The 22,980-nt window shown below is 73.8% G+C and carries 22 protein-coding genes; 6 read left to right on the forward strand and 16 right to left on the reverse strand.

Annotated elements, in window-relative coordinates:
- Positions 1-59: 59 nt before the first annotated feature.
- From J7F03_RS37490 to J7F03_RS37510, 5 genes are all read right to left on the reverse strand, one after another.
- Positions 60-227: a hypothetical protein gene (locus J7F03_RS37490; RefSeq protein ID WP_214957563.1), complete on the reverse strand. Its 168-nt coding sequence runs from the start codon at positions 225-227 to the stop codon at positions 60-62.
- Positions 228-306: 79 nt separating this feature from the next.
- Positions 307-2,400 (reverse strand): SpoIIE family protein phosphatase, encoded by a 2,094-nt coding sequence (locus J7F03_RS37495; protein ID WP_214957636.1) that lies wholly within the window; start codon positions 2,398-2,400, stop codon positions 307-309.
- A gap of 14 nt (positions 2,401-2,414) precedes the next feature.
- The gene (locus J7F03_RS37500) at positions 2,415-2,753 is read right to left on the reverse strand and encodes a hypothetical protein (RefSeq protein WP_214957565.1); all 339 of its coding nucleotides are present in this window, start codon (positions 2,751-2,753) and stop codon (positions 2,415-2,417) included.
- Between the two features lie 12 nt (positions 2,754-2,765).
- Complete coding sequence (locus J7F03_RS37505) at positions 2,766-4,031, reverse strand: NAD(P)-binding domain-containing protein (RefSeq protein WP_214957566.1); 1,266 nt, start codon at positions 4,029-4,031, stop codon at positions 2,766-2,768.
- A gap of 77 nt (positions 4,032-4,108) precedes the next feature.
- A complete protein-coding gene (locus J7F03_RS37510) occupies positions 4,109-5,551 on the reverse strand; it encodes an ATP-grasp domain-containing protein (protein ID WP_308380121.1) in 1,443 nt (480 codons plus the stop codon).
- Positions 5,552-5,845: 294 nt separating this feature from the next.
- On the opposite strand from J7F03_RS37510, the gene J7F03_RS37515 reads away from it, so the two are divergent.
- On the forward strand, positions 5,846-7,429 hold the full coding sequence (locus J7F03_RS37515) for a glycoside hydrolase family 26 protein (RefSeq protein ID WP_214957568.1): 1,584 nt from the start codon (positions 5,846-5,848) through the stop codon (positions 7,427-7,429).
- Between the two features lie 14 nt (positions 7,430-7,443).
- Here J7F03_RS37515 and J7F03_RS37520 read toward each other — a convergent pair whose 3' ends face one another.
- From J7F03_RS37520 to J7F03_RS37560, 9 genes are all read right to left on the reverse strand, one after another.
- Positions 7,444-8,589, reverse strand: a complete 1,146-nt coding sequence (locus J7F03_RS37520) for a GNAT family N-acetyltransferase (RefSeq protein ID WP_214957569.1) — start codon at positions 8,587-8,589, stop codon at positions 7,444-7,446.
- A complete protein-coding gene (locus J7F03_RS37525; protein ID WP_214957570.1) occupies positions 8,586-9,287 on the reverse strand; it encodes a lipopolysaccharide biosynthesis protein in 702 nt (233 codons plus the stop codon). Before J7F03_RS37525 ends, J7F03_RS37520 begins: the two co-directional genes overlap by 4 nt.
- Before the next feature lie 71 nt (positions 9,288-9,358).
- Complete coding sequence (locus J7F03_RS37530; protein WP_308380122.1) at positions 9,359-10,729, reverse strand: glycosyltransferase; 1,371 nt, start codon at positions 10,727-10,729, stop codon at positions 9,359-9,361.
- Complete coding sequence (locus tag J7F03_RS37535) at positions 10,726-11,502, reverse strand: polysaccharide deacetylase family protein (protein WP_214957572.1); 777 nt, start codon at positions 11,500-11,502, stop codon at positions 10,726-10,728. Before J7F03_RS37535 ends, J7F03_RS37530 begins: the two co-directional genes overlap by 4 nt.
- Positions 11,492-13,339, reverse strand: a complete 1,848-nt coding sequence (gene murJ / locus J7F03_RS37540; protein WP_308380124.1) for a lipid II flippase MurJ — start codon at positions 13,337-13,339, stop codon at positions 11,492-11,494. The genes J7F03_RS37535 and murJ overlap by 11 nt, the downstream gene beginning before the upstream one ends.
- On the reverse strand, positions 13,336-14,703 hold the full coding sequence (locus J7F03_RS37545; protein ID WP_251073078.1) for an O-antigen ligase: 1,368 nt from the start codon (positions 14,701-14,703) through the stop codon (positions 13,336-13,338). The genes murJ and J7F03_RS37545 overlap by 4 nt, the downstream gene beginning before the upstream one ends.
- 2 nt (positions 14,704-14,705) lie before the next feature.
- Positions 14,706-16,256: an exopolysaccharide biosynthesis polyprenyl glycosylphosphotransferase gene (locus tag J7F03_RS37550; RefSeq protein WP_251073086.1), complete on the reverse strand. Its 1,551-nt coding sequence runs from the start codon at positions 16,254-16,256 to the stop codon at positions 14,706-14,708.
- A gap of 2 nt (positions 16,257-16,258) precedes the next feature.
- Complete coding sequence (locus tag J7F03_RS37555; protein ID WP_308380125.1) at positions 16,259-17,485, reverse strand: glycosyltransferase; 1,227 nt, start codon at positions 17,483-17,485, stop codon at positions 16,259-16,261.
- A gap of 19 nt (positions 17,486-17,504) precedes the next feature.
- Positions 17,505-18,605: a DUF3344 domain-containing protein gene (locus J7F03_RS37560; protein ID WP_251073079.1), complete on the reverse strand. Its 1,101-nt coding sequence runs from the start codon at positions 18,603-18,605 to the stop codon at positions 17,505-17,507.
- A 176-nt stretch (positions 18,606-18,781) separates the two neighbouring features.
- Here J7F03_RS37560 and J7F03_RS37565 point away from each other — a divergent pair, with 176 nt between their 5' ends.
- The 5 genes from J7F03_RS37565 to J7F03_RS37585 all read left to right on the forward strand — a co-directional run bounded on the left by J7F03_RS37565 (position 18,782) and on the right by J7F03_RS37585 (position 21,790).
- Positions 18,782-19,036, forward strand: a complete 255-nt coding sequence (locus J7F03_RS37565) for a chaplin (protein WP_214957576.1) — start codon at positions 18,782-18,784, stop codon at positions 19,034-19,036.
- 117 nt (positions 19,037-19,153) lie between these two features.
- The gene (locus J7F03_RS37570) at positions 19,154-19,564 is read left to right on the forward strand and encodes a rodlin (RefSeq protein ID WP_214957578.1); all 411 of its coding nucleotides are present in this window, start codon (positions 19,154-19,156) and stop codon (positions 19,562-19,564) included.
- A gap of 229 nt (positions 19,565-19,793) precedes the next feature.
- A complete protein-coding gene (locus tag J7F03_RS37575; protein WP_214957580.1) occupies positions 19,794-20,027 on the forward strand; it encodes a chaplin in 234 nt (77 codons plus the stop codon).
- 121 nt (positions 20,028-20,148) lie between these two features.
- Complete coding sequence (locus J7F03_RS37580) at positions 20,149-21,282, forward strand: chaplin family protein (protein WP_214957583.1); 1,134 nt, start codon at positions 20,149-20,151, stop codon at positions 21,280-21,282.
- Positions 21,283-21,448: 166 nt separating this feature from the next.
- Positions 21,449-21,790, forward strand: coding sequence for a hypothetical protein (locus J7F03_RS37585; RefSeq protein WP_214957585.1), 342 nt, complete (start codon positions 21,449-21,451; stop codon positions 21,788-21,790).
- An 85-nt stretch (positions 21,791-21,875) separates the two neighbouring features.
- Here J7F03_RS37585 and J7F03_RS37590 read toward each other — a convergent pair whose 3' ends face one another.
- Positions 21,876-22,115, reverse strand: coding sequence for a chaplin (locus J7F03_RS37590; protein WP_214957588.1), 240 nt, complete (start codon positions 22,113-22,115; stop codon positions 21,876-21,878).
- A gap of 145 nt (positions 22,116-22,260) precedes the next feature.
- Complete coding sequence (locus J7F03_RS37595) at positions 22,261-22,851, reverse strand: hypothetical protein (protein WP_214957590.1); 591 nt, start codon at positions 22,849-22,851, stop codon at positions 22,261-22,263.
- Positions 22,852-22,980: the final 129 nt, after the last annotated feature.

Below are 22,980 nucleotides of genomic sequence, written 5' to 3' on the forward strand. Positions count from 1 at the left end.
GGGCCTCGGCGCCGGACAGCACGCCGGCACCCGCACCCGCACCCGCACCCGGAGCACGGTCAGCGGCACTCGGGTGCCACGGCCGTCATCGACATGAAGGCCACCGTCCGGCACCCCGGGTCCGAGTGGGGGCGCCCGGTCGTCCAGTCCACCGCCTTGGGCACCCCGGCGGCGAACAGCAGCAGCGCCAGGACACCCGTCACCGCACGCTTGCTCAGGCGGCGCACGGCGAAATCCGCGAAGTCCGTTTCATGGCCGCATCATCGCCCCGTGCCGGGAGTCCCACAACTCGACGTGACGCACCGGTCACGGTGCGTTCCGTGCCGCGCTGCCCGCCGCGTCGAACTCGCACCACACCGCCTTGCCGTCGCCCCGGGACTCCACCCCCCAGTGCGTGGCCAGCGCGTCCACCAGCAGCAGGCCGCGCCCGGTCGTCGCCGACTCCCCCGGGGTGCGCCTGCGCGGCCACACGCTGGAGCGGTCCTTGACCCAGAGCCGGATCCGCCGGACCGGCTCCGGCAGCACCTCCATCGTCAGCACCGCCCCGCCGTCCGTGTGCAGCAGGGCGTTGACCAGCAGTTCTCCCGCCGCCAGCTCCACGTCGTCGGCGAGCTCCGGCATGCCCCAGTCGCGCAGCGCCTGCCGCAGGGCGTAGCGGGCCTCCGAGAGCCCCTCGGGGTCCGCCTGGTGGACGTACTGGTGGATGCGCGGGGCCCGGTGGGTGCCCGGGTCGGGGGCCCGGCGCAGGACCAGCAGGGCCACGTCGTCGCCGGAGCCCCAGCGCTCCCACAGCCGGTCGGAGAGGTGGTCGGCGAGCGCCCCGGCCTCCTGCGGGCCGCTGCGGACCGCGTGGGCGAGGGCCTCCATGCCCTGGGTGATGGCGGTGCCGGGCTCCTCCACCAGGCCGTCGGTGCACAGCACGAGCGTCTCCCCGGGGACCAGGTCGAGGCGGGTCTCGGGGAACTCCTCCCGCTCGAAGAGCGTGGCCAGCCCGAGCGGCAGGCCGCCGCGCACGTTGGGCCAGCCCGTTCGCCCGTCCGTGTGCCGGATCAGCGGGCCGAGGTGGCCCGCGCGGACCGCCCGTACCCCGCCGGTCTCCAGGTCCACTTGCGCGTACATGCAGGTCGCGAACCGTTCGGTGTCCAGCTCGGCGAGGAAGCGCGAGGCGCGCGCCAGGACGGTCGACGGCGAATGTCCCTCGCCCGCGTACGCCCGCAGCGCGATGCGGAGCTGGCCCATGATGGCGGCCGCGTGCGTGTCGTGGCCCTGTACGTCGCCCACCACGATGCCGACGCGGTCGCGGGGCAGCGCGATCACGTCGTACCAGTCGCCGCCGACCTCGCGCCCGCTCCAGGCGGAGTGGTAGCGCACGGCGATCTCCCCGCCGGTGATCTCGGGGATGCGGCGCGGCAGCATCATCGCCTGCAGGCCGGTGGCGAACTCCCGCTCCTGGTCGAAGAGGAGCGCCCGCTGCAGCGACTGGGCGACGATGCCGGCCAGGCCGAGGCACAGGTTCTGCTCCTCGGGGCTGAACTCGGTGCGCCGCCGGTAGAACAGCACGAGCCCGCCGATGGCCTTGGCCTGCGCGATCAGCGGCAGGTAGGCGGCCGCGTCATAGCGGATGTGGTTCAGGTAGTCGGAGAGGAGCGGGAACTCCTCCGAGAGCTCGGCGAGCGAGGTGACGAAACGTGCCTTCCTGGTGATCACCGCACGCGACAGCGGCAGCGAGCCGTCCAGCCGGGTGAACTTGCGCTCGCTGAGTATCTCCAGGGACTCCCCGCTCAGCGCGATGATCTTGATGGTGCCGCCCTCGACCAGGCCGAGGGCCAGGCCCTCCGCGCCGAGCCGCTCCAGCGCGCCCGCGCCCGTCAGGGCGGCCGTCACGTCGTCGACCGTCACCGCCCGCGACAGGGCCTCGGTGGTCCGCTGGACGATGGTGGCCTGCTGGGCGCGCGCCGACTCCAGCTTCCGCAGCACCGTGAGGTGGGCGAGCTCGGCCGTCGCGTCCCGGACGATGCCGAGGATCCGTACGGGCTGCCCCTCCCCGTCCCGGACCACCCGGCCCTGGGTGTGCGTCCACTGGTCGCGGCCGTCGCGCCGCCGCACCGTGAAGTACTGGCCGTACGTCTCCTGCCCGCCCTCCAGCGCCGCCAGGACGGCGTCCGCGAGCCGCGCGCTGTCGTCGGCCGGGATCCGCAGCCCCAGCCCCTCGGGGGTCTGGTCGAATCCTTCCGGATCCAGGTCGAATACCGTCATCCCGGCCTCGTCCAGCACCAGCGTCCCGGCGGTGAGGTCCCACTCGAAGCTGCCCATGCCGTTGAGCGCGAGCCGCTCACCGGGTCCGGTGAGAGGGCTCGCGGGGCTCTCCGGCCTCTTGTCGCGTCGCTCCGCCGCTGCCACGAGACTCACACCACCTAACGGCCGGGCCAGCACGGCTGGGAAATGAGCCGCTCCCACTCCTCGTCAGGATGCCCCGGAAGAGTGCGACCGGCCTCCCGCCAGCGTTTGACGAGCGAGAGGTAGATCGTCGAGGGGTCGTACGGGGCGTTCGGGTACGAGTCCTGCGGGTACGGAGCCTGCGGGTACGGAGCCTGCGGGAACGAGCCCTGCGGGAACGAGCCCTGCGGGAACGAGTCCTGCGGGTACGGGGCGCTCGGATGCGCGGGCGCCGCCCTCGCCGTGGCGGGCTGTTCCGCACGGCTGGCGGGAATCCTCACCCAGCCGCGCCCGCCCTGTGCTCGCTCAGCGCTCATCGCGGACCCCTCTCACGCTCTGTGCCCGGCCGCCGGAGCCCGGTCGGCCCGCGACGCACGGGGGGAACCCGACCGCGGGCCGGCGGCGCCCAGCCGCTTGCGGACGCCTGAGACCAGTCTCCCCGCCGTGAAGCCGGCGCCGTGTACGAATCGCATGGAAGGGCCGAATGAGGGAGCCGTCAACAGCCCCGCGAAGAACAGCCCGGGCCACGAGGACTCGAATCCGGAACTCAGCTCCGGCGTCGAGCCCTCTCCCACGGTGACCAGCGCGGCCCGCAGCCCCGCGTCGAGCAGCTCCAGCCGGGCCAGGTCCGGGGTGAACCCGGTCGCCGCGATCACGTGCGCGGTGTCCAGTACGACGGACTCCCCGGCGGCGGTGCTCAGCCCGAGCCGGGTCCGCTCACCGGCCGCGGCCGCCCGGTGCAGCCGGTGCCCGAGCAGGACCGGGACCCGCCGCTCGAAGCGCTCCCGCAGCCACCAGGCTCCGGCCGGGCCCAGCGCGGTCGCCGCGATCCGCTCCCGAGTCGGCGCGGGCAGCCGGCGCACCGCCCAGGGCAGCTCCGACCAGGCCCAGCTGCGCCAGCCGGTACCCAGGCCACTGTGCGGGTCGCGCAGGGCCCGCAGCGGGGGCCGCCGCAGCGGCTGCGGCACGCTGTTCCAGTTCAGCCGGGCGCGCCGGGCGACGAGGCAGGGCCGGGCCCCGTTCTCCGCGAGCAGGGCGGCGGTCTCCAGGGCCGCCTGCCCGGCGCCGAGCACGGCGACCTCGCGGCCGGCGAAGCGGGTCAGGTCGCGGTGGCCGCTGCTGTGCGAGTAGTGGGCCGCGGGCAGCTCCCGAAGCGCGTCGGGGTACCGGACGAACGGCATGACGCCCACGGCCAGCGCGACGGTCCGGGCGAGCAGGGGTGGCCCCTCGGCTGTGCGGATCCTGAATCCCTCGCCCTGCGGCGTGACTTCGGTGACGGTCGCCTCCTCCACGGGGGGTGCGGCGTGCCGGGCGAACCAGAGCCCGTAGGAGCTGAACGTCCCGATGGGCAGCGGAGTTCCGTGTTCGGCGGCGATGCCGCGGTCCGCGCAGTACTCGGCCAGCGTGTACCGCCCGCCGGGCGCGGACAGGTTGGAGGACCACGGCTCCGACTTCAGGTACATGCCGTCGGGCATGTGATCCCGCCACGAGGCCATGGGCCGCCCGAGCACCCGTACCCCGAGTCCCGCACCGGCCGCGTGGGCGGCGATCGAGAGCCCGTACGGCCCCGCTCCGACCACCACGAGATCGTCCATCCGCGTCACGCTGTCCTTCCAGTCCCATGGTTCGTCCACCAACGCCCGCGTCCCGGGCCCGTCACCGGGTCAGGAGCTCACCGGGTCACCAATTCGTCCGGCTCGGCCGGCGCCTCCGGCGGGGCGGGCCGGGAGGCGGGCGCCGCGGGCAGGTCGCGGCTGCGCTGGCGCGGGGCGCGGACCACCGCGCGCGCCCTGCGGCGGCCGTGTTCGGGGACACCGCGCAGCATCCGCCCGGCCTTCCCCGCTCCCCGGACCAGGAACGCGGCGAGCATCGCCAGGAAGGGCAGCGGGTCGTCGGCGGCGAACCAGGCCGCCTCCACGCGACCCCGCTCCACCCGCGGTGCCACCCGTACGGGCCCCGGGACCTCGGCGCGCACCGGCCCGGGCCCGGCTTCCGCCTTGCGTCCCCCGGGTACGACCGGCCGCGCGGCCCCGGCGGGGCCGCCGCGTCCGGCCGGCAGCACCGGCCGGCCTGCAGCCGCCGGGCCGCCGACCTGCCGGCGGGCGGCCTCCCGAGGCGCCGGGGGCACGGTGGGGGCGGTGGGGGCGGTGGGCGCGGCCGGCGCGGTCTCGGCGGACCGCCGCCGAAGCCGCCATCCGCCGCGCAGCGCCGCGAGGAGGGCGTAGTTCTCCGCCACGAAGACCCGGCCCGGGCCGCCGGACGGCTCCGGGACCCGTTGGCCCGTCAGGTCCAGGTACATCGCCCGGACCACGTCCAGGCCGCCCGCGTCCGTGAAGAGCCGGAACTGCGCCCCCGGCCGGGGGTTGAAGTCCACCAGCCGGAAGACGCCCCGCTCGTCCCGGCGGAAGTCCAGGTCCAGGATCCCCTGGTAGCCGAGCCGTTCGGCGAGGCGCAGCCCGGCCTCCTCCACCGCCGGGTCCGGCAGCCACCGCCCGACCGCCGTCAGTCCCGTCCGGACCGGCCAGGACAGCTCCTTGCGCCCCGAACCGGTGATCAGCGGGTGACCGCCCCGGGCGAACGCTCCGTGGAAGAACCAGTCGGTGTCCGGCCCGGCCGGCAGGAACCGCTGGAGCAGCAGCCGGCTCCCCGCCTCCGCCGAGCGCTCGTACAGCCGCCGCGCTTCGGTGGCCGCGTGGACCAGAGTGGTGCTGCGCAGGCCCGAGCCGGAAGGCAGCAGCCACGGCCGGCTCCACTTGGCGATCACCGGCAGGCCCAGCCGCCAGGCGACCTCCGCCGCCTCGGCCCCGCTCGCCGGGATCACGGTCTCCGGATGCGGGACGTCCCACCGGGCGCACAGCCGGGACAGCTCGGCCTTGTCCGCGACCCGCGCGGGCAGGTTGTCGGGCTGATGGGGAATCCGGAAACGGTCCGTCAGCATCGGCGCGACCCGCGACACCGCGATCGCGCTCAGATCGTCCATCGCGATGAGCACCGCCGGGCGCCCGATCCGCTCGGAGACCCCGGTCAGGCACTCCAGCAGCGCTTCGGGCGCCTCGGGGTCGAGCCCGCCGGACGGCCCGGGATGCACGGCACGCAAATAGCGCGAACGCCCCATGGGACCTCCCCCGGCCTCGACGACGGCATGGACCTCCACGCCCTCCCGCCCAAGGGATCTGACGGCGCCGAGGGTTCCGTGGTGGAACGGATTCCGATCGAGTCTGAGCAGAACTGCGGGCACTTGGCTGGGATGCGCGTACATGGAAGCGGTGTCTTTCACCTAGTCGGACCAAGCAAGGAGTGTGCGCACCTGCGAATGGCCTAGGAGGAGATCCCCGGACAGGCCATTCGTCAGATCTGATGTCTAACGTCTTTGGTAAGCACACCGATTCAGGAAAGCTCGGGAGACGCCATGCCCAGACCACGCCGCCGACTGGCGAGCACCTGCATCGGCACGGTGACGGCCGGACTGCTCGCCACCGGCGCCGCCCTCGCGGCCCCTGAGGAGGAGGCCGCCGACATCGCCGTGGGCGCCTATCTCGACTACGGGCCGCGGGGAGTGGCCCGGATCCCGTTCCTGTCGCGCTGGCTGGGCGGCAAGGAGATCCGGGTCGGGCACACCTATCTGCCGGGTGACCAGTGGGCCGGCATCGAGGGCAAGGTCGACTTCCTGCAGGACTGGGCCGAATGGCGCCAGGAGCGGGACGACCGGCTGTTCGTCCTCAACGTGCCCATGCAGGAGCGCAACGAGGCCCGCGTCCCCGACTACCAGGTGGCCCGGCTCATCCGGGCGGGCGCGGACGGCGAGTACGACGGGCACTTCAAGAAGCTCGCCGAGCGACTCGTGGCACTGGGCGTCCCGGACACGGTGATCGTGCTCGGCTGGGAGATGAACGGCGTCACGTACACCCACCGCTGCGGGCCCGACCCGGAGAACTGGAAGGTGTACTGGAGGCGCGTCGTCAACACGATGCGCTCCGTCCCCGGCCAGGAGTTCAAGTTCGATTTCACGCCGAACCGCGGCACGGACGCGATCGGCTGGACCAAGTGCTACCCGGGCGACGACGTGGTCGACATCGTCGGGATGGATTCGTACGACCAGGCTCCCGGCCGGACCTTCGACGACCAGATCTCCCAGCCGTACGGGCTCCAGCAGCACGTCGACTTCGCGAAGGCACACGGCAAGGAGATCTCGTACCCGGAGTGGGGCCTGTTCCGCAACGGGGACAACCCGGAGTACGTGCGGCGCATGCTGAAGTGGATCGAGCAGCAGAAGCCGCTCTACCACACCATCACCGACTACTGCCCGCACGGCGTGTGGCAGTGCAAGCAGAACCCGGAGTCGGCGAGGGTCTTCCGCGACGCGCTGACGCCGCAGAAGCCCGGCCCGGTGATCCCGACTCCGGTGATCCCGACTCCGGTGATCCCGACGCCCGTGGTGCCCACGCCGGTGGTGCCCACGCCGGTGGTCCCGACCCCGCAGATCCCCACACCGGAGATCCCGACGCCGGTCGTCACGCCGCCGCCGGTCGTCACACCGAGCCCGCTGGTCCCGAGCCCGGAAGTCCCGAGCCCGGAAGTCCCGAGCCCCGACGTCCCGACACCCTCCGTCCCCAGCCCGGAGGCCCCGGACCCGGACCCGGTCGTCCCGAGCCCCAGCCCGCTGGTGCCGAGCCCCGAGGCCCCGCTCCCCGTCGAGCCGAGCCCGCTGGTCCCGGCCCCCGAGGTCAGCCCGGTCGTCCCGGAGGTCCCGGCGAGCCCGAGCCCGAGTCCCCTGGTTCCCAAGCCCGACCCGGTGGTCCCGTCCCCGGAACCGTCGCCGGTCGTGCCGAAGCCCGAGCCGTCCCCGCCGCCCAAGCCGACCCCGGCGCCCGTCAACAGCATCGAGTGGTGCGTGCCGCTCAACTTCGGCGAGTGGCTCTCCACGCTGGTCGGCAAGCAGGCGGTCTGCATCAAGATCGACTGGGGCATGGACTCCGGCTTCTGGCCCTTCTAGACGGGGCGGTCGGGTCATCGGACCCGCAGTTCGTTGAGCCGCGCCCGCCAGTCCCTGGCGGCCGGCAACGCCTCCCGCAGTACGTCCACCGCCCGCTCGCGCCCCGTCACCTGCGACTCGTGCAGTCGCAGCAGGGGCGCGAGCGCGCTCCTGGCCAGCAGGAACCGCTGGTTGACGACCGTCTCGGGCCGCCAGTGGTTCTTGTACGGTTCGTTGCCGCGCAGGAAGCTCACCACCGGGCGGCCTTCGGCGAGCGCGCGGCTGGTCTCGTAGCGCAGCAGCAGTGTCGCCACGTCGACCTTGCGGTCGCGCAGGTCCGGGTCGGCCCCGTAGAGGTAGCCGCCGCTGAGCGCGCCCGACAGCAGCGTGAGGTTGGCGGCCACCACCTTCCCGTCGAGCCGGAACTCGGCCAGCCGCCCCTCCCCGGCCCGCACCATCCGCCGGGTGGCCCGCGTCAGGTGCTCTGCGAAGCGCGGCTTGAGGTGCTCGGGGGTCACCCCGCGGCCGCGCCACTGCTTCTCGTGCAGCCGCAGCAGCGTCCGTACCGCCCGCGGCACTTCCTGCTCGGTGACCTCGTGCTCCTCGATCCCGGCCGCGTCGGTCTTGCGGAGCTTGGCCCGCACCCGCTGCCCGCCCGAGGCCGGCATCCGCTTGACCAGCTCGTCGAACGGCAGGACGGGCAGCTCCATGCAGGTGGAGTCGGTCAGCTTGCTGCCGATCCCGGGCCACGCCGCGTACACCGCCTCGGCGGCGGCGCCGGGCCGTACCTCGCGCAGGTCGACGACCGCGCCCCGGGCGGCCCGGTGCAGGCCGCGGGCCAGCGCCGGGACGACCGCTGCGGCGTGGTCGGCCGCGACCAGGACGTCGAAGTAGTCGGTGATGCCCCCGCCGAGCGGTACGAGCAGCGGCAGCGGCCGGTGTACGAGCATCAGCGCGGCGGCGCCGACCAGTTCCTCCCCGCGCCGCACGAGGACGATCCGCAGCCGGCCTTCCTTGCCGTAGGACAGCCACCAGGAGTGCAGCCACGCGTGGCTCTGGAACGGGGTGGCGGTGGGACAGTCGCGGACGAGCCGGTTCCACGGCTCCTCCAGCGCGGCGAACTGCCGGGGGTCGCGGCACAGCGTGACCGACAGGGCAGCCCCGGCGGAGCCCGACGTCATCGCACGGACTCCTTCTCCTTGGTCTCGCTGTGGTCGCCCTGCGCGGGGAGCGAGGCGAACTCGCCGACGACGACGGTGCCGGAGTCCTCGCCGCCGCCCTCGCCCTCGTTCTTGCGCCGCGCGGGCCGGGCCAGCATCCACAGCCCGCCCAGCAGCCCGCCGGCGCACAGGCCGACGGCCCCGCTGAGCTTGGGCGAGGCCGAGGCGGGGTCCGAGGGTGCGACGGCCTGGTTGAACAGGAGCAGCTGCACGCCGGTGTTCTTGGCGGCCTGGTTGCTGCTCAGCGACAGGGCGTCGGCGACCGCGTTCGCGATGTCGGCGGCCTCGCCCGCGCTCTTCGCGGTCCCGGTGATGGCGATCATCGGGGACTCGGGGGAGGTCTCGGCGCGGACCTGCGTGCGCAGCTGCTGTACGCCGACGCCCGCGCGGGGCTGGGCGTACGCGAGGGTGGAGCTGCTGGTGGCGATACGGGCGTAGGCCTGGGCGAAGCCCAGCGCGGTGGCCGGCTCGGTGGTGTCGTCGGGTACCGCGACGACGTAGCTGGTGGCGGCGTACTCGGGTGCCTTGAGCACCCCGTACGCCCCGCCGGCGGCCAGCCCCAGCAGCGCGGCGGCGGGCAGCGGCCACCACACGGGGGGCGGCAGCAGCCGTACCCGGCGCCGGTGGGTGGACTTCTTCTGATCGGCGGTGTCAGCCATGTGCGTGCCTCTTTCCTGGTGGAGGGGTGGTTGGTGCGGTCCCCGTACGAGGACCCCTGCAGGGGGACGGATCAGCCGGTCTCGCCGTCCGGCGGGCCGTCGCCGGCCCGACCCGCGGCGCTCGTCGCCGGCGCGGCCCCTTCGGGCTCCCGTCCGGCGGCAGCCGGGAAGGCCTCGGGGCCCGCGTCCAGCCCCGCCCGGGGGCCCTTCCCGGCGGTGGCCGGGGGAGTCGGGGGCGCGGGTGTCCGGGGGCCGGCCCCCGGCAACGGCGCCGCGGCGTCCGGCACCGCCCCCGCCCTGCGGTCCCGGGCCGACGAAGTGGTCATCGCCAGGTCGTAGACGGCACGCAGCTGCGCCGCGCTCCGCGCGATGTCGTAGCGCCGCACCACCGAGGGCGGCGGCAGCCGGCGGGCGCCCGCCTCCATGTGCCCCCGCAGCGCGGCGACCAGTTCCTCCGTGCCCGTGCCGATCCGCCGCGCCCCCGGCGCCTGCGCCGCCGGCAGGTCGTCGATCGCCGGGCACGTCACGTGCAGCACCGGCAGCCCGGCGGCGAGGGCCTCGACCACCGCCAGCCCGAAGGCCTCCTCTCGCGACGGGGACACGAAGACGTCCATAGCGGCGAGCAGCGCCGGGATCCCGGGCGTCCGGCCGTCCGTGCTGTCGCCCAGCGAGTCCCGCTCGCCCAGCAGGTGGATCCGGCTCTGCGCCCCCAGCTCCGCGGCGAGCAGCCGCAGCGACGCCCGCTCGGGGCCGTCCCCGGCCAGCAGCAGGTGCGCCCCGGGCAGGGCCGCCACCGCCCGGACCAGCGCGTCGAACCGCTTGCCCGGTACGAGCCGCCCGACGCCGCCGACCACGAAGGCCCGCTCCGGCAGCCCGGTCCGGGCCCGCGTGACCCGCCGTACGCCTTCGTCGAAGCGGAACCGCACGGCTTCGATCCCGTTCGGCACCACGTGCACCCGCCCGGCCGGCACCCCCCAGGCCTCCAGCCGGGCCGCCACCGTGTCCGAGACCGCCACCGTCGCCGCGCCGAGCCGCTCGCTCGCCAGGTACAGCGCCCGTACTCCGCCGGACAGCGGCCGGCCCTCGATCTCGCCGTTTCCCAGGGAGTGTTCGGTGGCCACGCTCACGCCCACGCCCGCCATCCGGGCCGCGATGCGCCCGTACACGCAGGCCCGGTACAGGTGCGTGTGGACCAGGTCGTACCGGCCGCGCCGGATGAACTTGACCATCCTCGGCAGCGCACCCAGGTCCCGGTTGCCGCGCATCCCGAGGTGCACGACCCGGACCCCGTCCGCCCGCAGCCCCTCGGCCACCGGCCCGGGGTTGGTCAGCGTCAGCACGTCGCACCGCATCGGCATGTGCCGTAGCAGCAGTCGCAGTTGCTGCTCGGCGCCGCCGACGCCCAGGCCCGTGATGATGTGCAGCACCTTGTCCGCGCTCACAAGTGCACCACCCGTCGCAGCTCCCGCACCTGGTGGCGCAGCTGCTTGATCCGCAGTCGCGGCCCGCCGTCGGCCTGGCTGATGTGCGTACGGGGCATCGCGTGCGGCCCGGCGAGGTGCCCGGGGTCGATGGCGCAGGCGTAGCCGTACCCGGCGTCCCGGGTCGCGGCGACGACCCGGGCGTCGAGGTGCCCGTACGGGTAGCAGAACCCGGCGGGCAGCGACCCGGTCAGCTCCCGGATCAGCTCGCGGCTGCCCCGCAGCTCCTGCTGCAGTACGTCGTCGGGGGCCGCGGTGAGGTCCTGGTGGAGCAGCCCGTGCGAGCCGATCTCCTGGCCGGCGGCGGCGACTTCGCGGATCCCCTCGGCGGTGAGCAGGGCCTTGCGGGGGCCGAGCGGGTCCCAGACGTTGTCGACGCCGAGCCGCCCGGGGAGCACGAAGAGCGTGGCGGTGCAGTCGTAGCGGCGCAGCAGCGGCAGGGCGCGGGTCAGGAAGTCGGCGTACCCGTCGTCGAAGGTCAGGCCGACCAGCCCGGCGCCCTGCCCGGCGGCGCGGGCCCGCAGCAGCTCGCCGACGGACACCCCGCGCAGGCGCCGGGAGCGCAGCCACAGCAGCTGGGCCTCCAGCGCGTTCGGGGTGACGGTGATGCCGTACGGGTCCTCGGCGGGATCGGTGAACTCGGCGACGGAGTGGTACATCAGGACCCACGGCGATGTGGTGCGGCGGGCGGGGAGCACCGCGGCGGGGGGAGCCGTGTCGGTGTCAGCGGGCATTGCGGAACCTCTGGGTGAGCTGGGAGGTGAGGTGAGCGGTGAGCTGGGCGATCTGGGCGGGCAGGGCGGTGATCTCCAGTGCCCGTATGGCCATGCCGGTTGCCCCGAACATGGCCGGGACGAGCAGGCAGCCGAGTGCGGCGCTGACCGTCGGGTCGGGGATCATCGGCCCGGCGATCCAGCCGGTGGCGCAGGCAGCGACGGCTGCGACCGAGAGCCGGCCGATGCTGACGGCGACCCGCCGGACCTGGATGGCGATGATCCGCGAGCCGAGTCCGGTGAGCAGCAGCCCGGCGGTGGTGGAGATGCCGGCGGCGTTGGCCGCGGCGATCCCGTAGGTGCCCCACCAGCCGACGGCGAAGGCTCCGGCCACGATGTTGACGAGGAGCCCGGCGCCCATCGCGAGCGCCGGGAACCAGATGGGCCGGGCGGTCGAGAAGAAGGGCCGGGACAGCGCCCCGACGAGGCAGTGGCCGAGCAGGCCGAGGCCGTAGACCCGCATGACGGAGGCGGTGGCCTCGGTGTCCTGGTGGGTGAACGCCCCGCGTTCGAAGAGCACTTGGATGATCTGGGGCGCGTACCCGATGACGAGTGCGGTGCCCATGAGGACGGCGAGGGAAGCGAGCGCGAGGTCCTGTTCGACGCGCCGCCGGGCCTTCTCCCGTTCGCCGCCGGCCATGGCCTGGGCGACGACGGGGAAGGTGACGGTGCAGATCATCAGGGACAGCACCATCGGCATCTGGGCGACTTTTTGCGCGTAGTTGAGGTGCGAGATGGCGCCGGGAGGCAGGGATGCGGCGAGGAACCGCTCGACCAGGACCTGCGACTGGCGGAAGACCGCGAAGAAGATGACCGGCGCGATGACCCCGAAGGCGATCAGCGTCGGCCGGTCCCGGTCCCGCTGGCTGCGCGGGGCGCCCTTGGCGCGGGTCGGGCCGAAGCCCACGTTGCGGATGAAGGCGGGCAGTTGGACCAGAGCCATCAGCACTCCGCCGATGGCGACCCCGGCGGCGGCGGCCCGCACCCCCCACAGGGCGTGCAGGGCCACCATGGTCCCGATGATGCCCACGTTGTACGAGACGTAGATGGCGGCGGGCGGCACGAAGGAGCGGTGCGCTCTGAGCGCGGCGCTGAAGTAGCCGGCGATCCCGAAGGACAGCACGGTCAGTGCGGTCAGCCGGGTGCATTCGACGGCGAGTCCGGGGTCGGGCAGCCCGGGCGCGAGCACGCCCACGACGAGCGGCGCGGCGACGATGAGCACGGACGCGACGGCGGCCAGGAACACCGCGAGCCGGGGCAGCGTCGCCCCCACCAGCAGCCGTACGGGATCCTGCGCGCGGGCCTCCTTGCGGGTGAGCCCGGCCCTGCTGGCGGCCCGGCGGGCCAGTGCGTGGCTGAACGCGGGCACCATCAGCAGCGCCATGGCGTCCTCGATCAGCAGCGTCGAGGCCATCTCGGGGACGGTCCAGGAGATGAGGAAGGCGTCGCTGTCGTGGCCCGCGCCGAAGAGGTGCGCGATGGTCTGGTCCCGGACCAGCCCGAAGACCGCCCCGGCGGCGGTCAGCCCGGCGGTCACGGCGGCGGCCTTGGCGAGGCCGCTCCCGGCGCTGCCGCTCGCCAGGCGGGCGCTCCCGTCCGACGGCGCTCGCGGGGGGCGCCGGCCCGGCGCCTTGCCCCTGCCGGGTCCGGCCGCCCGGCCGGCGGCGGAGCCGGACGTCGCGGCAGGCACGGCGGGGGCGGCGGCGGAGCCGTCGGCCGGGTGTGGCGGACGGCCCGCAGTCGCGGCGACCTCGGTCGCCGCGACTGCGGGCCGCCGCCAGGGCGTGGTATCCGTCACCGGCCGGCCGCACCCTCAGGGGCCGCAGCCCCGGCCGCCGGCCCCGGCCGGCCGCCGGAGGGCAGCGCCCACCAGCCGGCCAGGCCGATGATCACCCCGGTCAGGACGGTGGAAGGGCCGCCGATGTCCGCGTAGAGGAAGTCGGTCAGCTGCCAGACGAGCAGCCCGATCGCGACCAGTCCGCAGTCGCGCAGCGCGGCGCCCCCGACGAGGCACCTGCGCAGGCCCGCCACCAGCAGCGCCAGCCAGCCGCCCGCCAGCGCGATCAGCCCGATCAGCCCCTGCTCGCTGAGCACCAGCAGGTACATGTTGTGCGGGGACAGCAACGGCTGGCGGATGTACGCCTGTCCCGCGCCGGCGGTGTCGCTGCCCGAGGACAGGGCCAGCCCGGAGTGCGAGTCCCGGTTGGCCGGGAAGCCCTTGAGCCCCACGCCCACCGCGGGCCGCTCGCGCCACATCGACCCGGCGGCGGCCCACATCGTGTAGCGGTCGGTCACCGACTGGTCGGGGGCGTCCGAGACCTGCGTGATCGAGGTCAGCCGCTCCGCCACCATCGCGGAGCCGACGCCGAACCCGCCCACGAGCACCACTCCCACGGCGGCCAGGGCGACCAGCACCTTCAGGGCCCGCCGGATCCCGGCCAGCGCCATCACCAGCCCGGCGGCGCCGAAGGTCGCGATCCACGCGCCCCGGCTGAAGGACAGCACCAGCGGGACCATCAGGACCAGCGCCGCCGCGCCCGAGGCCCGCCGGACCCGCGCCGGCAGTCCCGGCGCGAGCGCCGCGGCCGTCGCGACGACCAGCCCGTAGGCGACGACCGTGGCCATGCCCATGACGTCGCCGGGTCCGAAGGTGCCCACGGCGCGGATGTCCTCGCCCTGGTAGGAGGCCCCCGTGTGGGTGGCGAACTGCACCACGCCCACCGCGCCTTGGACCAGCGCCAGCACCACGAAGCAGCCGGCGGCCAGCCGGAACTCCCCGGCGTCGCGCACCAGCAGCACGATCGCCGCCGGTACCAGCACGAAGACCTGGAGGTAGCGCACGAAGCCGGGCAGGGCCGCGTACGGGTCCCCCGCGGTCACGGTCGAGACGGCGAGCCCGACGGCGGGCAGGCCGAGGACGAGCACCGCCAGCGGGGTCAGGGTCCGCACCCGGCCCCGAAGGGCCTGGATCCCGCAGACGAAGACGAGCAGCAGCGAGGCTGCGTCGGCGGGGCCGACCTTCCCGGAGGCGGTCGCGTCACCCGCCGGCAGCGGGGCGAGGAGGGCCAGTACGGTCGCGGCGAGCGGCAGCATCGGCCAGTGCCGGCGCAGCAGATCGGCGGTGTCCGGGCGGGCCCAGGACGTCGGTGCGGCAAGGCTCATGCTCAGCTGCCCCCCAGCCGGAAGCGGAAGAAGGAGGCCGCGGTGCGGGCCAGGATCCACAGGTCCTGCCACAGCGACCAGGTGTCGATGTAGTGGTTGTCGAAGCGGGCCCGGTCCTCGATGGAGGTGTCCCCGCGCAGGCCGTTGATCTGTGCGAGGCCGGTGATGCCGACCGGCATCCGGTGGCGGGCCTCGTAGCCCGGGTGGACGCTGCTGAACTTGGCGACGAAGAAGGGCCGTTCGGGGCGCGGACCGACCAGGCTCATGTCACCCCGTACTACGTTCCACAGCTGCGGCAGCTCGTCCAGCGAGGACTTGCGCAGGAAGGAGCCGATCGGGCTCATCCGGCAGTCGCCGGCCACCGTCCACCGGGTGGCGGACTCGTGGGCGTCGGCGCGCAGGGTGCGGAACTTCAGCAGGGTGAAGGGGCGCCCGTACAGGCCGACCCGCTCCTGGCGGAAGATCACCCCCGGCCCGTCGGAGACGCGTACGGCGAGCGCGCAGGCGCCCATCACCGGCGCGGCCGCGAGCAGCGCGAGCGAGGCCAGCAGGGAGTCGATGGCGCGCTTCGCGTACCGCTCCAGCGGGCGGGCCGGGCGCGGCAGCAGCGGCTGGACGGCGTAGCCCCACAGCTGGTCGGCGGGCTCGGCGACGCGCATGCCGGTGACCTTGGCGGTGCCCGCCGGGTCTGCGAGCCACAGCCGGCAGCCGTGGTCGTGGAAGAGCCGCACCAGGGAGGCGGTGCGCTCGTCGGCCTCGGGCGGGCGGGTGAAGACCGCGTGCCGGACCGAGTTCTGGATGACGGCCCGCCGGATGTCCTCGTGGGTGGCGAGTACGGGTACCCCCGCGGACCCGTCCGCGCCGGACCCGGTGTCGGCGAGCCCGACGGGGCGCAGCCCGTACTCGGGACGCCCGTGCAGGGCGGCGGCGACCGCGCTCGCCCCGGCGCCGGGTCCGACGACGAGGGCGGAGGCGGGCCGGCGGGCGCGGGTGCGGCGGCGGAGCTGGTTGACGAACCCGCGGCCCGCGCAGGCCAGTACGACCTGCAGGCAGACGGCGCTCAGCAGGACGCCCCAGCTCAGGGCCTCACGCGGGGCGACGGCGGCCGTGACGGCGGCGGTCCCGCACCACAGGACCGCGCCCCGCCCGGCCAGTGCGGGCAGTTCGAGGAGCGCGGAGGGGGCGAGCCGCGGCCGGTACAGCCCGGCCTGCGCGTGCAGCCCGGCCAGGAGTACGGCCAGGGGCGCGGCCACCTGGCCCGCCGGCTCCAGTCCGGGCAGGGCCGCGGTCGTCACCACGACGGCCAGGGCGTCCGCGGTCAGCAGCGGGGCGACCCCGTCCCGGCGGCGGACCCGGCGCGGCCGGGCGGCCGGGCGGGCCTGGGCCTTGGGCCCGCGCGGCGGGTGGATGGCGGTCACGGAACGGCGGACGGCGGTGGTGCCGGTAGTGGCGGTGCCGGTACTCGTGCCGGTACTCGTGCCGGTGGCGGCGGTACTGCCGCCGGCGGGCCCCGTGCCGCCCTGCCCGGTGTGCCGGGCGGGTGCGCTGTCCATCGTCATCGGCTGATGCGCTCCTGGTTCAAGGGCCGGGGCCTGCCCAGCAGTTCGTGGTACAGACCGGTGACCGCGTCCGTGGTCCGCCGCACGTCGAAGTCCATCCGCGCGTGCCGCTGGGCCTGCTCACCGAGTTGGGCGAGCAGCCGCGGCTCGGCGAGCAGCCGTCCCAGGGCCTTGGCCAGCGCCCTCGGGTCCTCCGGCTCCACCAGGCACAGCCGTCCCTGGCCGGGCGGCAGGCTCTCCCTGGCACCGCTGACGTCGGAGACCAGGACCGGGCGGCCACAGGCCATGGCTTCGAGCGGGGCGAGCGCCATGCCTTCCCAACGCGACGGCAGTACAACGAGATCGGCGGCCCGAAGCCACGGTCGGATGTCGCGGGCGGCCCCGGCGAAGTGCACCGCGGCCGGGGCCGTACGACGCAGCCGTTCCGTGTCGGGGCCGTCGCCGACCAGCGCGAGGCGGGCGCCGGGGACGGCTCCGAGCAGCTCCGGCCAGGCCCGCAGCAGGATGTCCTGCCCCTTCTGCTGGCAGATCCGGCCTACGCAGACGGCGAGCGGCCCGTCGCCCAGGAAGGCGGCGGGCAGCGACAGTTCGGCGCGCGCCCGGGCCTTGTCCATGGCGGGGTCCGGGTCGCCGGGGCGGAAGTGGTCGAGGTCGACGCCGTTGCGGATGACCGACCAACGGGCGGCGATCCCCTCGGACTCGCCGGTCCGGCGTTCGGCCTCGCTGACGCAGAGCACCCGGTCGGCCCAACGGGCCCCGAAGCGCTCCCAGCGCAGCGCGAGCGCGGCGGTGGCCCCGCCGACGGCGTCGAAGGACCAGGCGTGGGGCTGGAAGACGGTCGGGACGGCGCCGCGCACGGCGAGCCGCCCGGCCAGCCCCGCCTTGGCGCTGTGGGCGTGCAGGATGTCGGGCCGGACGCGGCCGATCAGGCGGCGCGCGCCCAGCACTTCGGCGGCGAGCCCCGGTCCGGGGGCCCGTCCGGCACGCCAGGTGAGCACCTCGGCCCCGGCGGCGCGGGCGGCTTCGGCGAGCTGTCCGCCGCGCGGGCAGCCGACGACGGTCCGCAGTCCGGCGGCGGATTGGGCCCGGACGAGGTCGACGACGACGCGCGCGACACCGCCGTCGACGGGCTGCACGAGGTGGAGGACGGCCGGCGGCCGGCCGGGCGGGGAGGCGGACGGCGAGGAGGGCGAGGGCGTGGGGGAGGAAGGCTGTGTCGACACGTGGAGCGGTCTCCTGCGTTCAGCGGCGCGCGTCTGTCTGAACGAAGAGCACACCGAGGAATTGACCCTGACTTTCGCCCGTGAACCCGAAGGTCAGGCTGCGGGCGCCACCGGACAGGGCGGGGCTCAGATCGAACACGTCCGCGTCATATCCGAGATTATTCAAATGTTCGGGCTGTCGCACGAACGAGTGATGCCCGAATTCCGTGATCGTGGAATTCATAACATCATTAAAAGGATTTTCTCCGTCACTGAGACTGATCCGGCGACCACTGTCGGCGGTCACCGTGAGTGAGTCCCCGAGCGTCCCGCGGTCCCCGTCGTAGGCGACGAACCCGGCCCGCCCCGACGCCCCCGGCCCCGCGTCCAGACCGGTGATCTCCACCGTCTCGCCCGCCGCCTCGCCGGCCCCCTCGGCCAGCCCTTCGAAGCCGTCCCAGATCGAGACCCGGCGCACCGGCTCCTGCGGGTGCTCGTAGGCCACCACCAGCGTCCAGCCGCCCCAGGCACCCATGTCCGAGTGCCCCATGGCGATGTTCAGCTGTGCCACCGTCCACATCCCGGCGCCGCCCTTGCGGACCAGCGGCGTCACGTCGGCGGAGGCCTGGTAGGCGTCACCGGCAGCGTCACTGCGATGCCCGATCACCGTGTCGGCCAGCACTTCCTTGTACGCGCCGCCCGGCTCGGCGACCAGCACCCGACCGTTGTCCTCCGGCGGCTTCTGCTCGCCGACCCGCAGGTTCCCGCCCCAGTACAGCCGGGCGTACGAGACCTTCGCCGCCTGCGGGACCTTGAGCTCGGCCCGGGTGGAGTTGTAGGTGTCCGGGTCCTTGTCGACCTCGTCGTAGAACATCTCGTAGTCGCTGTTGGCCCCTGCGGCGCCCTTGTTGACGGCGGCGCACGGCTCGGCCTGCGAGGACTCCTCCTTGCGGCAGCCGATCGAAGAGTTCGAGGCCCGGACCAGGCCGCCGTGCTGCACGGCCTGGTAACGCTGAGTGAAGGGAACTCGCGGCGCCTCCTTGCCGGCGGGGGGCGCGGCGCCCGCCACGGGCACGTTCGCCGAAAGTGCGAGGCAGGACAGCAGACCGAGCGTGCCGAGGATTCTGCGGGAGGAACCCATGACCCTGTCTCCTAATTTCGATCAAGGGGATAAAACAGGAGTGAACTTTGTCAGAACTCAGGCCGGAAATCACGCCGGACTCGCCCGTACGGCCTTTTGGGCGATAGCACGCACCCTCGGACCGGGCGGGTCGTTATGGGCTTGCGAGATCGTTCGAACCGAAAGGAAAAACGGAGATGAAGAAGAGGCTGGTGCGCGGCACCACCATGGCGGTCGCGAGCGCCGCGATGCTGATGGGCGGCGCGGGCCTCGCCTCCGCGCACGGCGGCGACGGCGCGACGGCGAACGGCTTCACGGGCGAGTCCCCCGGCGTCCTGAGCGGCAACCTGCTCCAGGTCCCCGTCGACGTCCCGGTGAACGTCTGCGGCAACACCGTGAACGTGATCGCCCTGCTGAACCCGACATTCGGCAACACCTGCGTCAACGCCTGACGTCAACCGTGCGGCCCGAAACTTCGGCATCCGAGTGAAGACTCGCAACCCAAACCGCGGTTGGGCCGTTGATCCGGGTGCTTGAGTACCGGGCAATCCTGCAAAAAAGGGACCATCATGATCAAGAAGTTTGCGGCCGGCGCAGCGGTTGCCGCCTCGTTCGTCGGACTCGGTGCCGCCATGGCCCCGCAGGCCATGGCCATCGGCAACGACAACGGCATCAACACCGTGAACGGCAACGGGGCGTCGCAGATCTATGGCAACCAGGCCACCTACGGCAACATGAGCCCGCAGATGGCGCTCATCCAGGGCTCCTTCAACAAGCCCTGCATCGCCCTGCCGGCCAAGGCCAACGTCCAGTCCATCCTGGCCCTGGTCAACGTCGGCGTCCAGGACATCCCGGTCCTGTCCAGCCCGCAGAACCAGCAGTGCACCGAGAACTCCACCCAGGCCAAGGGCGACGAGGCTCTCTCGCACATCCTCAGCAACATCCCGGTCCTGTCGGGCAACGTCTCCTCCGGCAGCTGACAGCAGCCCGCACACCGCGCCAACGAGGCCGCCGCACCTTCGGGTCGCGGCGGCCTCGCCGCATGTCGGGCCCCGGAAAAGACCCGGCGAAATCCGGCCGGAATTCAGGCGGCACGAGCATCTGAGTGAATTGGTGAGCGGCCCGGAAAAATCCCCGGTTTCTTTTCCCCGACCCGCTCGTTGTTATTTCTGCAGCGGATAGACCTCTGCGGGAAGGAATCGAAGAAAAATGACGTACAAGAAGGCAGTGGTGCTGGCCGCCGGCATTCTGATGGCCGCCGGTGCCGCCTCCCCCGCCATGGCCGACTCTGTGGCCGAGGGCAAGGCCGTGGGCTCGCCCGGCGTCCTGTCCGGCAACGTGCTCCAGGTCCCGGTGCACATCCCGGTCAACGTCTGCGGCAACACCGTCAACGTGATCGCGCTGCTGAACCCCGCGTTCGGCAACACCTGCGTCAACGCCTGACGAAGCGCTCTTGCCCGCAAGGGCAGACCTCCTCGGGGTGGCCTCGGAGTGCACGGCGGTGCACTCCGAGGCCACCTTCGATTCAGCACCGGCCGCAGCGCCGGTAGACAGGGAAGGACCCATGCGACAGGTACTGAGCCGACAGGTACTGGGCAAGGGGGTGCTCACCGCGGCCGCGGCGTCGAGCCTGCTGTCGATCGCGGCGGGCGCGGCCTACGCGCACCCCGGGGCCATGGCCGAGGCCTCGCATTCACCGGGTGTGCTGGCCGGCAACAGCGTCTCGGCACCGATCACCTTCGCCCCGAACGTGTGCGGCAACACCGCGGACGCCGGAGCGGCCCTCAACCCCGCGATGGGCAACAACTGCGCCACCACGACCGGCTCCCACGCCGACGCCGGGTACGACTACGAGCGCTACCTGAGCCCCGAGCACGCGGAGGAGTTCGAGCGCTACCTCAACGAGCACGCCGAACGTGAGGAGCGCGCCGGACGCGAGGAGCGGCACGAGGAGCACGGCGACGGCGGTTACGGGGAAGCCCCGCACCACGGCGGTTTCGGGGAGTCCGGCGACTCCGGCGAGGAGGAGTGCGACGACCACCCGGCTCCGGAGAAGCCCGAGCCGAGGCCGCAGCACCAGCCCGAGCCGCACGCCGAGCATCCTCCGGCCCCGGCCCCGGCTCCGCACCACGCGCCCCCGGCCCCGGAGCCCGAGCCGCAGCCGCAGCCCGAGGCGGAGCACCCGGCGCCGGAGCCGCAGCCCGTACCCGTACACGAAGCCCCCGTACAGGAGGCGCCCGCGCCGGAGCCCCTCCCGGCACCGGTTCCGGCCCCGGAGCCCGTGCCGGCTCCGGTCGAGGAGGCACCCGAGCCGCTCCCGGCCCCGGGGCCCGCCCCCGTACCGGAGGAGGCGCCGCACACGCTCCCCGCCCCGGCGCCCGTGGTGGAAGAGGCTCCCGCTCCGATGCCGCCGCGCGGCAGCCAGTTCGTGGAGCACCCGGCGGCGCCCGCTCCCGCGCCGGCCGACCAGCCCCCGGCGGCCCCGGCCGGTGACCTTCCGGTCCACCTGACCCCGGCTCCGCCGTCCGCCCCGGCCCCGGCTCCCGCTCCCGTAGCGGCGCCGGTTCCGGCCCCCGCGCAGGCGACCGCGCCGCAGCTCGCGGCGACCGGCGCCGGATCGCCCGGCGCCGCGGCGGCTCTCGCCTCGGCCCTGGTCCTGGGCGGCGCAATTCTGTACCGCAGGTCCCGTATCGCCTGACGGCAATACCGGTAATCGGAAGAAATATCGGCCGGAGAATCCCTTGTCGGATTCTCCGGCCGTTGCCGTGTTCGGTTCCGCGTTTCCGTAGCGGCGGGGAATCGTTAGCCAGGACGAAAGCGGCGCGACGGTCGCTGCTGGCCACCTCTTGGAAAAGGACTTGATAATGAAGCTCTCGAAGGTCGCCGCTGTCGTCGTCGGCTCCGTCGCCGCCCTCGGCGCCGCCACTCCCGCGTTCGCCGCCGAGGCGCCGGCCGTCCCCATGAGCCTGACGAGCGGGCTCACCGAGACCCTGGGCGCCGTGAACCCCGTCTCGGAGGCGCTCCCGCAGACGGTGGGCAACGGACTGGCCGAGCAGGGCGAGAGCGTCCAGAAGGTCGTGACCACCGTCCGGAAGGTCAACGAGGTCCGCAACGATGCGCCGGGCGAGGTAATGAAGCTGGCGAACGGGGCCACGCAGGCGTCCCCGCTGCTCGGCGGAGTGAAGCTCAACGGCGGCGCCAACTGACGGGAACGCCCCGTACTCCTGCCGACATGACTGTGGGCGCCACCGGCAAGGCCGGGGCGCCCACAGTCGGTTGGTGCGTCCGACGTCAGTCGTTGACGCAGGTGTTGCCGAACGCCGGGTTCAGGGCGCCGATCACGTTGACGGAGTTGCCGCAGACGTTGATCGGGATGTGGACCGGGACCTGGGCCAGGTTGCCCGAGAGGACACCGGGGGAACCCACGGCCGCGCCCTCTGCCGTCGAGTCGGCGGCGGCGGAGCCGACGGCACCGGCCGCGGCGAGACCAGCGGTGGCCAGGACCAGGGCGGCCTTCTTGGCAGTGTTCATGGGAAGTGCACCTTCTCTTCGACGTTCTGCCCCGATTCCGAGGCTCACATCGAGCGAAACGCTCCACCCTCCCAGACGACACGGTTCCGCACGCGATCAGACCTGTTCGGCCCAATGGTCGTCACCACGTGCGGATCCGGGTCCGCTACGGAAGGAGGTCCGGGATCTCGGGGACCATGTCCGCCGGCGGCAGGAGCGGGACCGCCGGCGCGGCCGGCACCGCCGGTACGCCCGGTACCGCTCCCGCGGGTGGGGCCGCAGGAACGGAGACGGGGAGCCCCGGGATCCCGACCGGGAGATCGGGGATCCCGACCGGGAGCCCCGGGATCCCGACCGGGAGATCGGGGATCTCGGGGATCTCGGGGATCTCGGGGATCTCGGGGATCTCCGGAATGCCCGGGAGCGGCAGTTTGGGGATCTCCGGGATCGCGGGCAGGGCCGGGAGCGTCGGCAGCTTGATCTCGGGGATCGTGACCCCCGGCAGCAGGGTGCCCAGGCTCTTGGTCAGGTCCGCCAGGATCTTGGAGACCTGCGCGAGGATGTCTTCGACGGGGCCCGCCGCCGCCACCCTCTCGTCGATCTGCTCCTGGGCGGCCGCCACGCGGGACGCGGCGCGGCCGGCACCTTCGGCGGCGCCTTCCGCGGCGCCCGCGGGGGCGACCGCGCCGGCGAATATGGCGACCGCCAGGGCCGACGGGACGAGGACGCGGACGCGGGAGGCCTTGGTGCGGTGCATGAGTGTTCCTTCTGGTGGTCGCGCACGAAAACGGACCCGAGCGATCCGCCTCCTTACCCACCGTGCGAACACGTTCTACGGAACGCAACAGGATCTTGGAGCCCCCCACCCCCGCTACGGGCTGCGTAC

This window comes from Streptomyces sp. ISL-43 (genome assembly GCF_018614195.1).
In the GTDB taxonomy this organism is placed as follows: Bacteria; Actinomycetota; Actinomycetes; order Streptomycetales; family Streptomycetaceae; genus Streptomyces.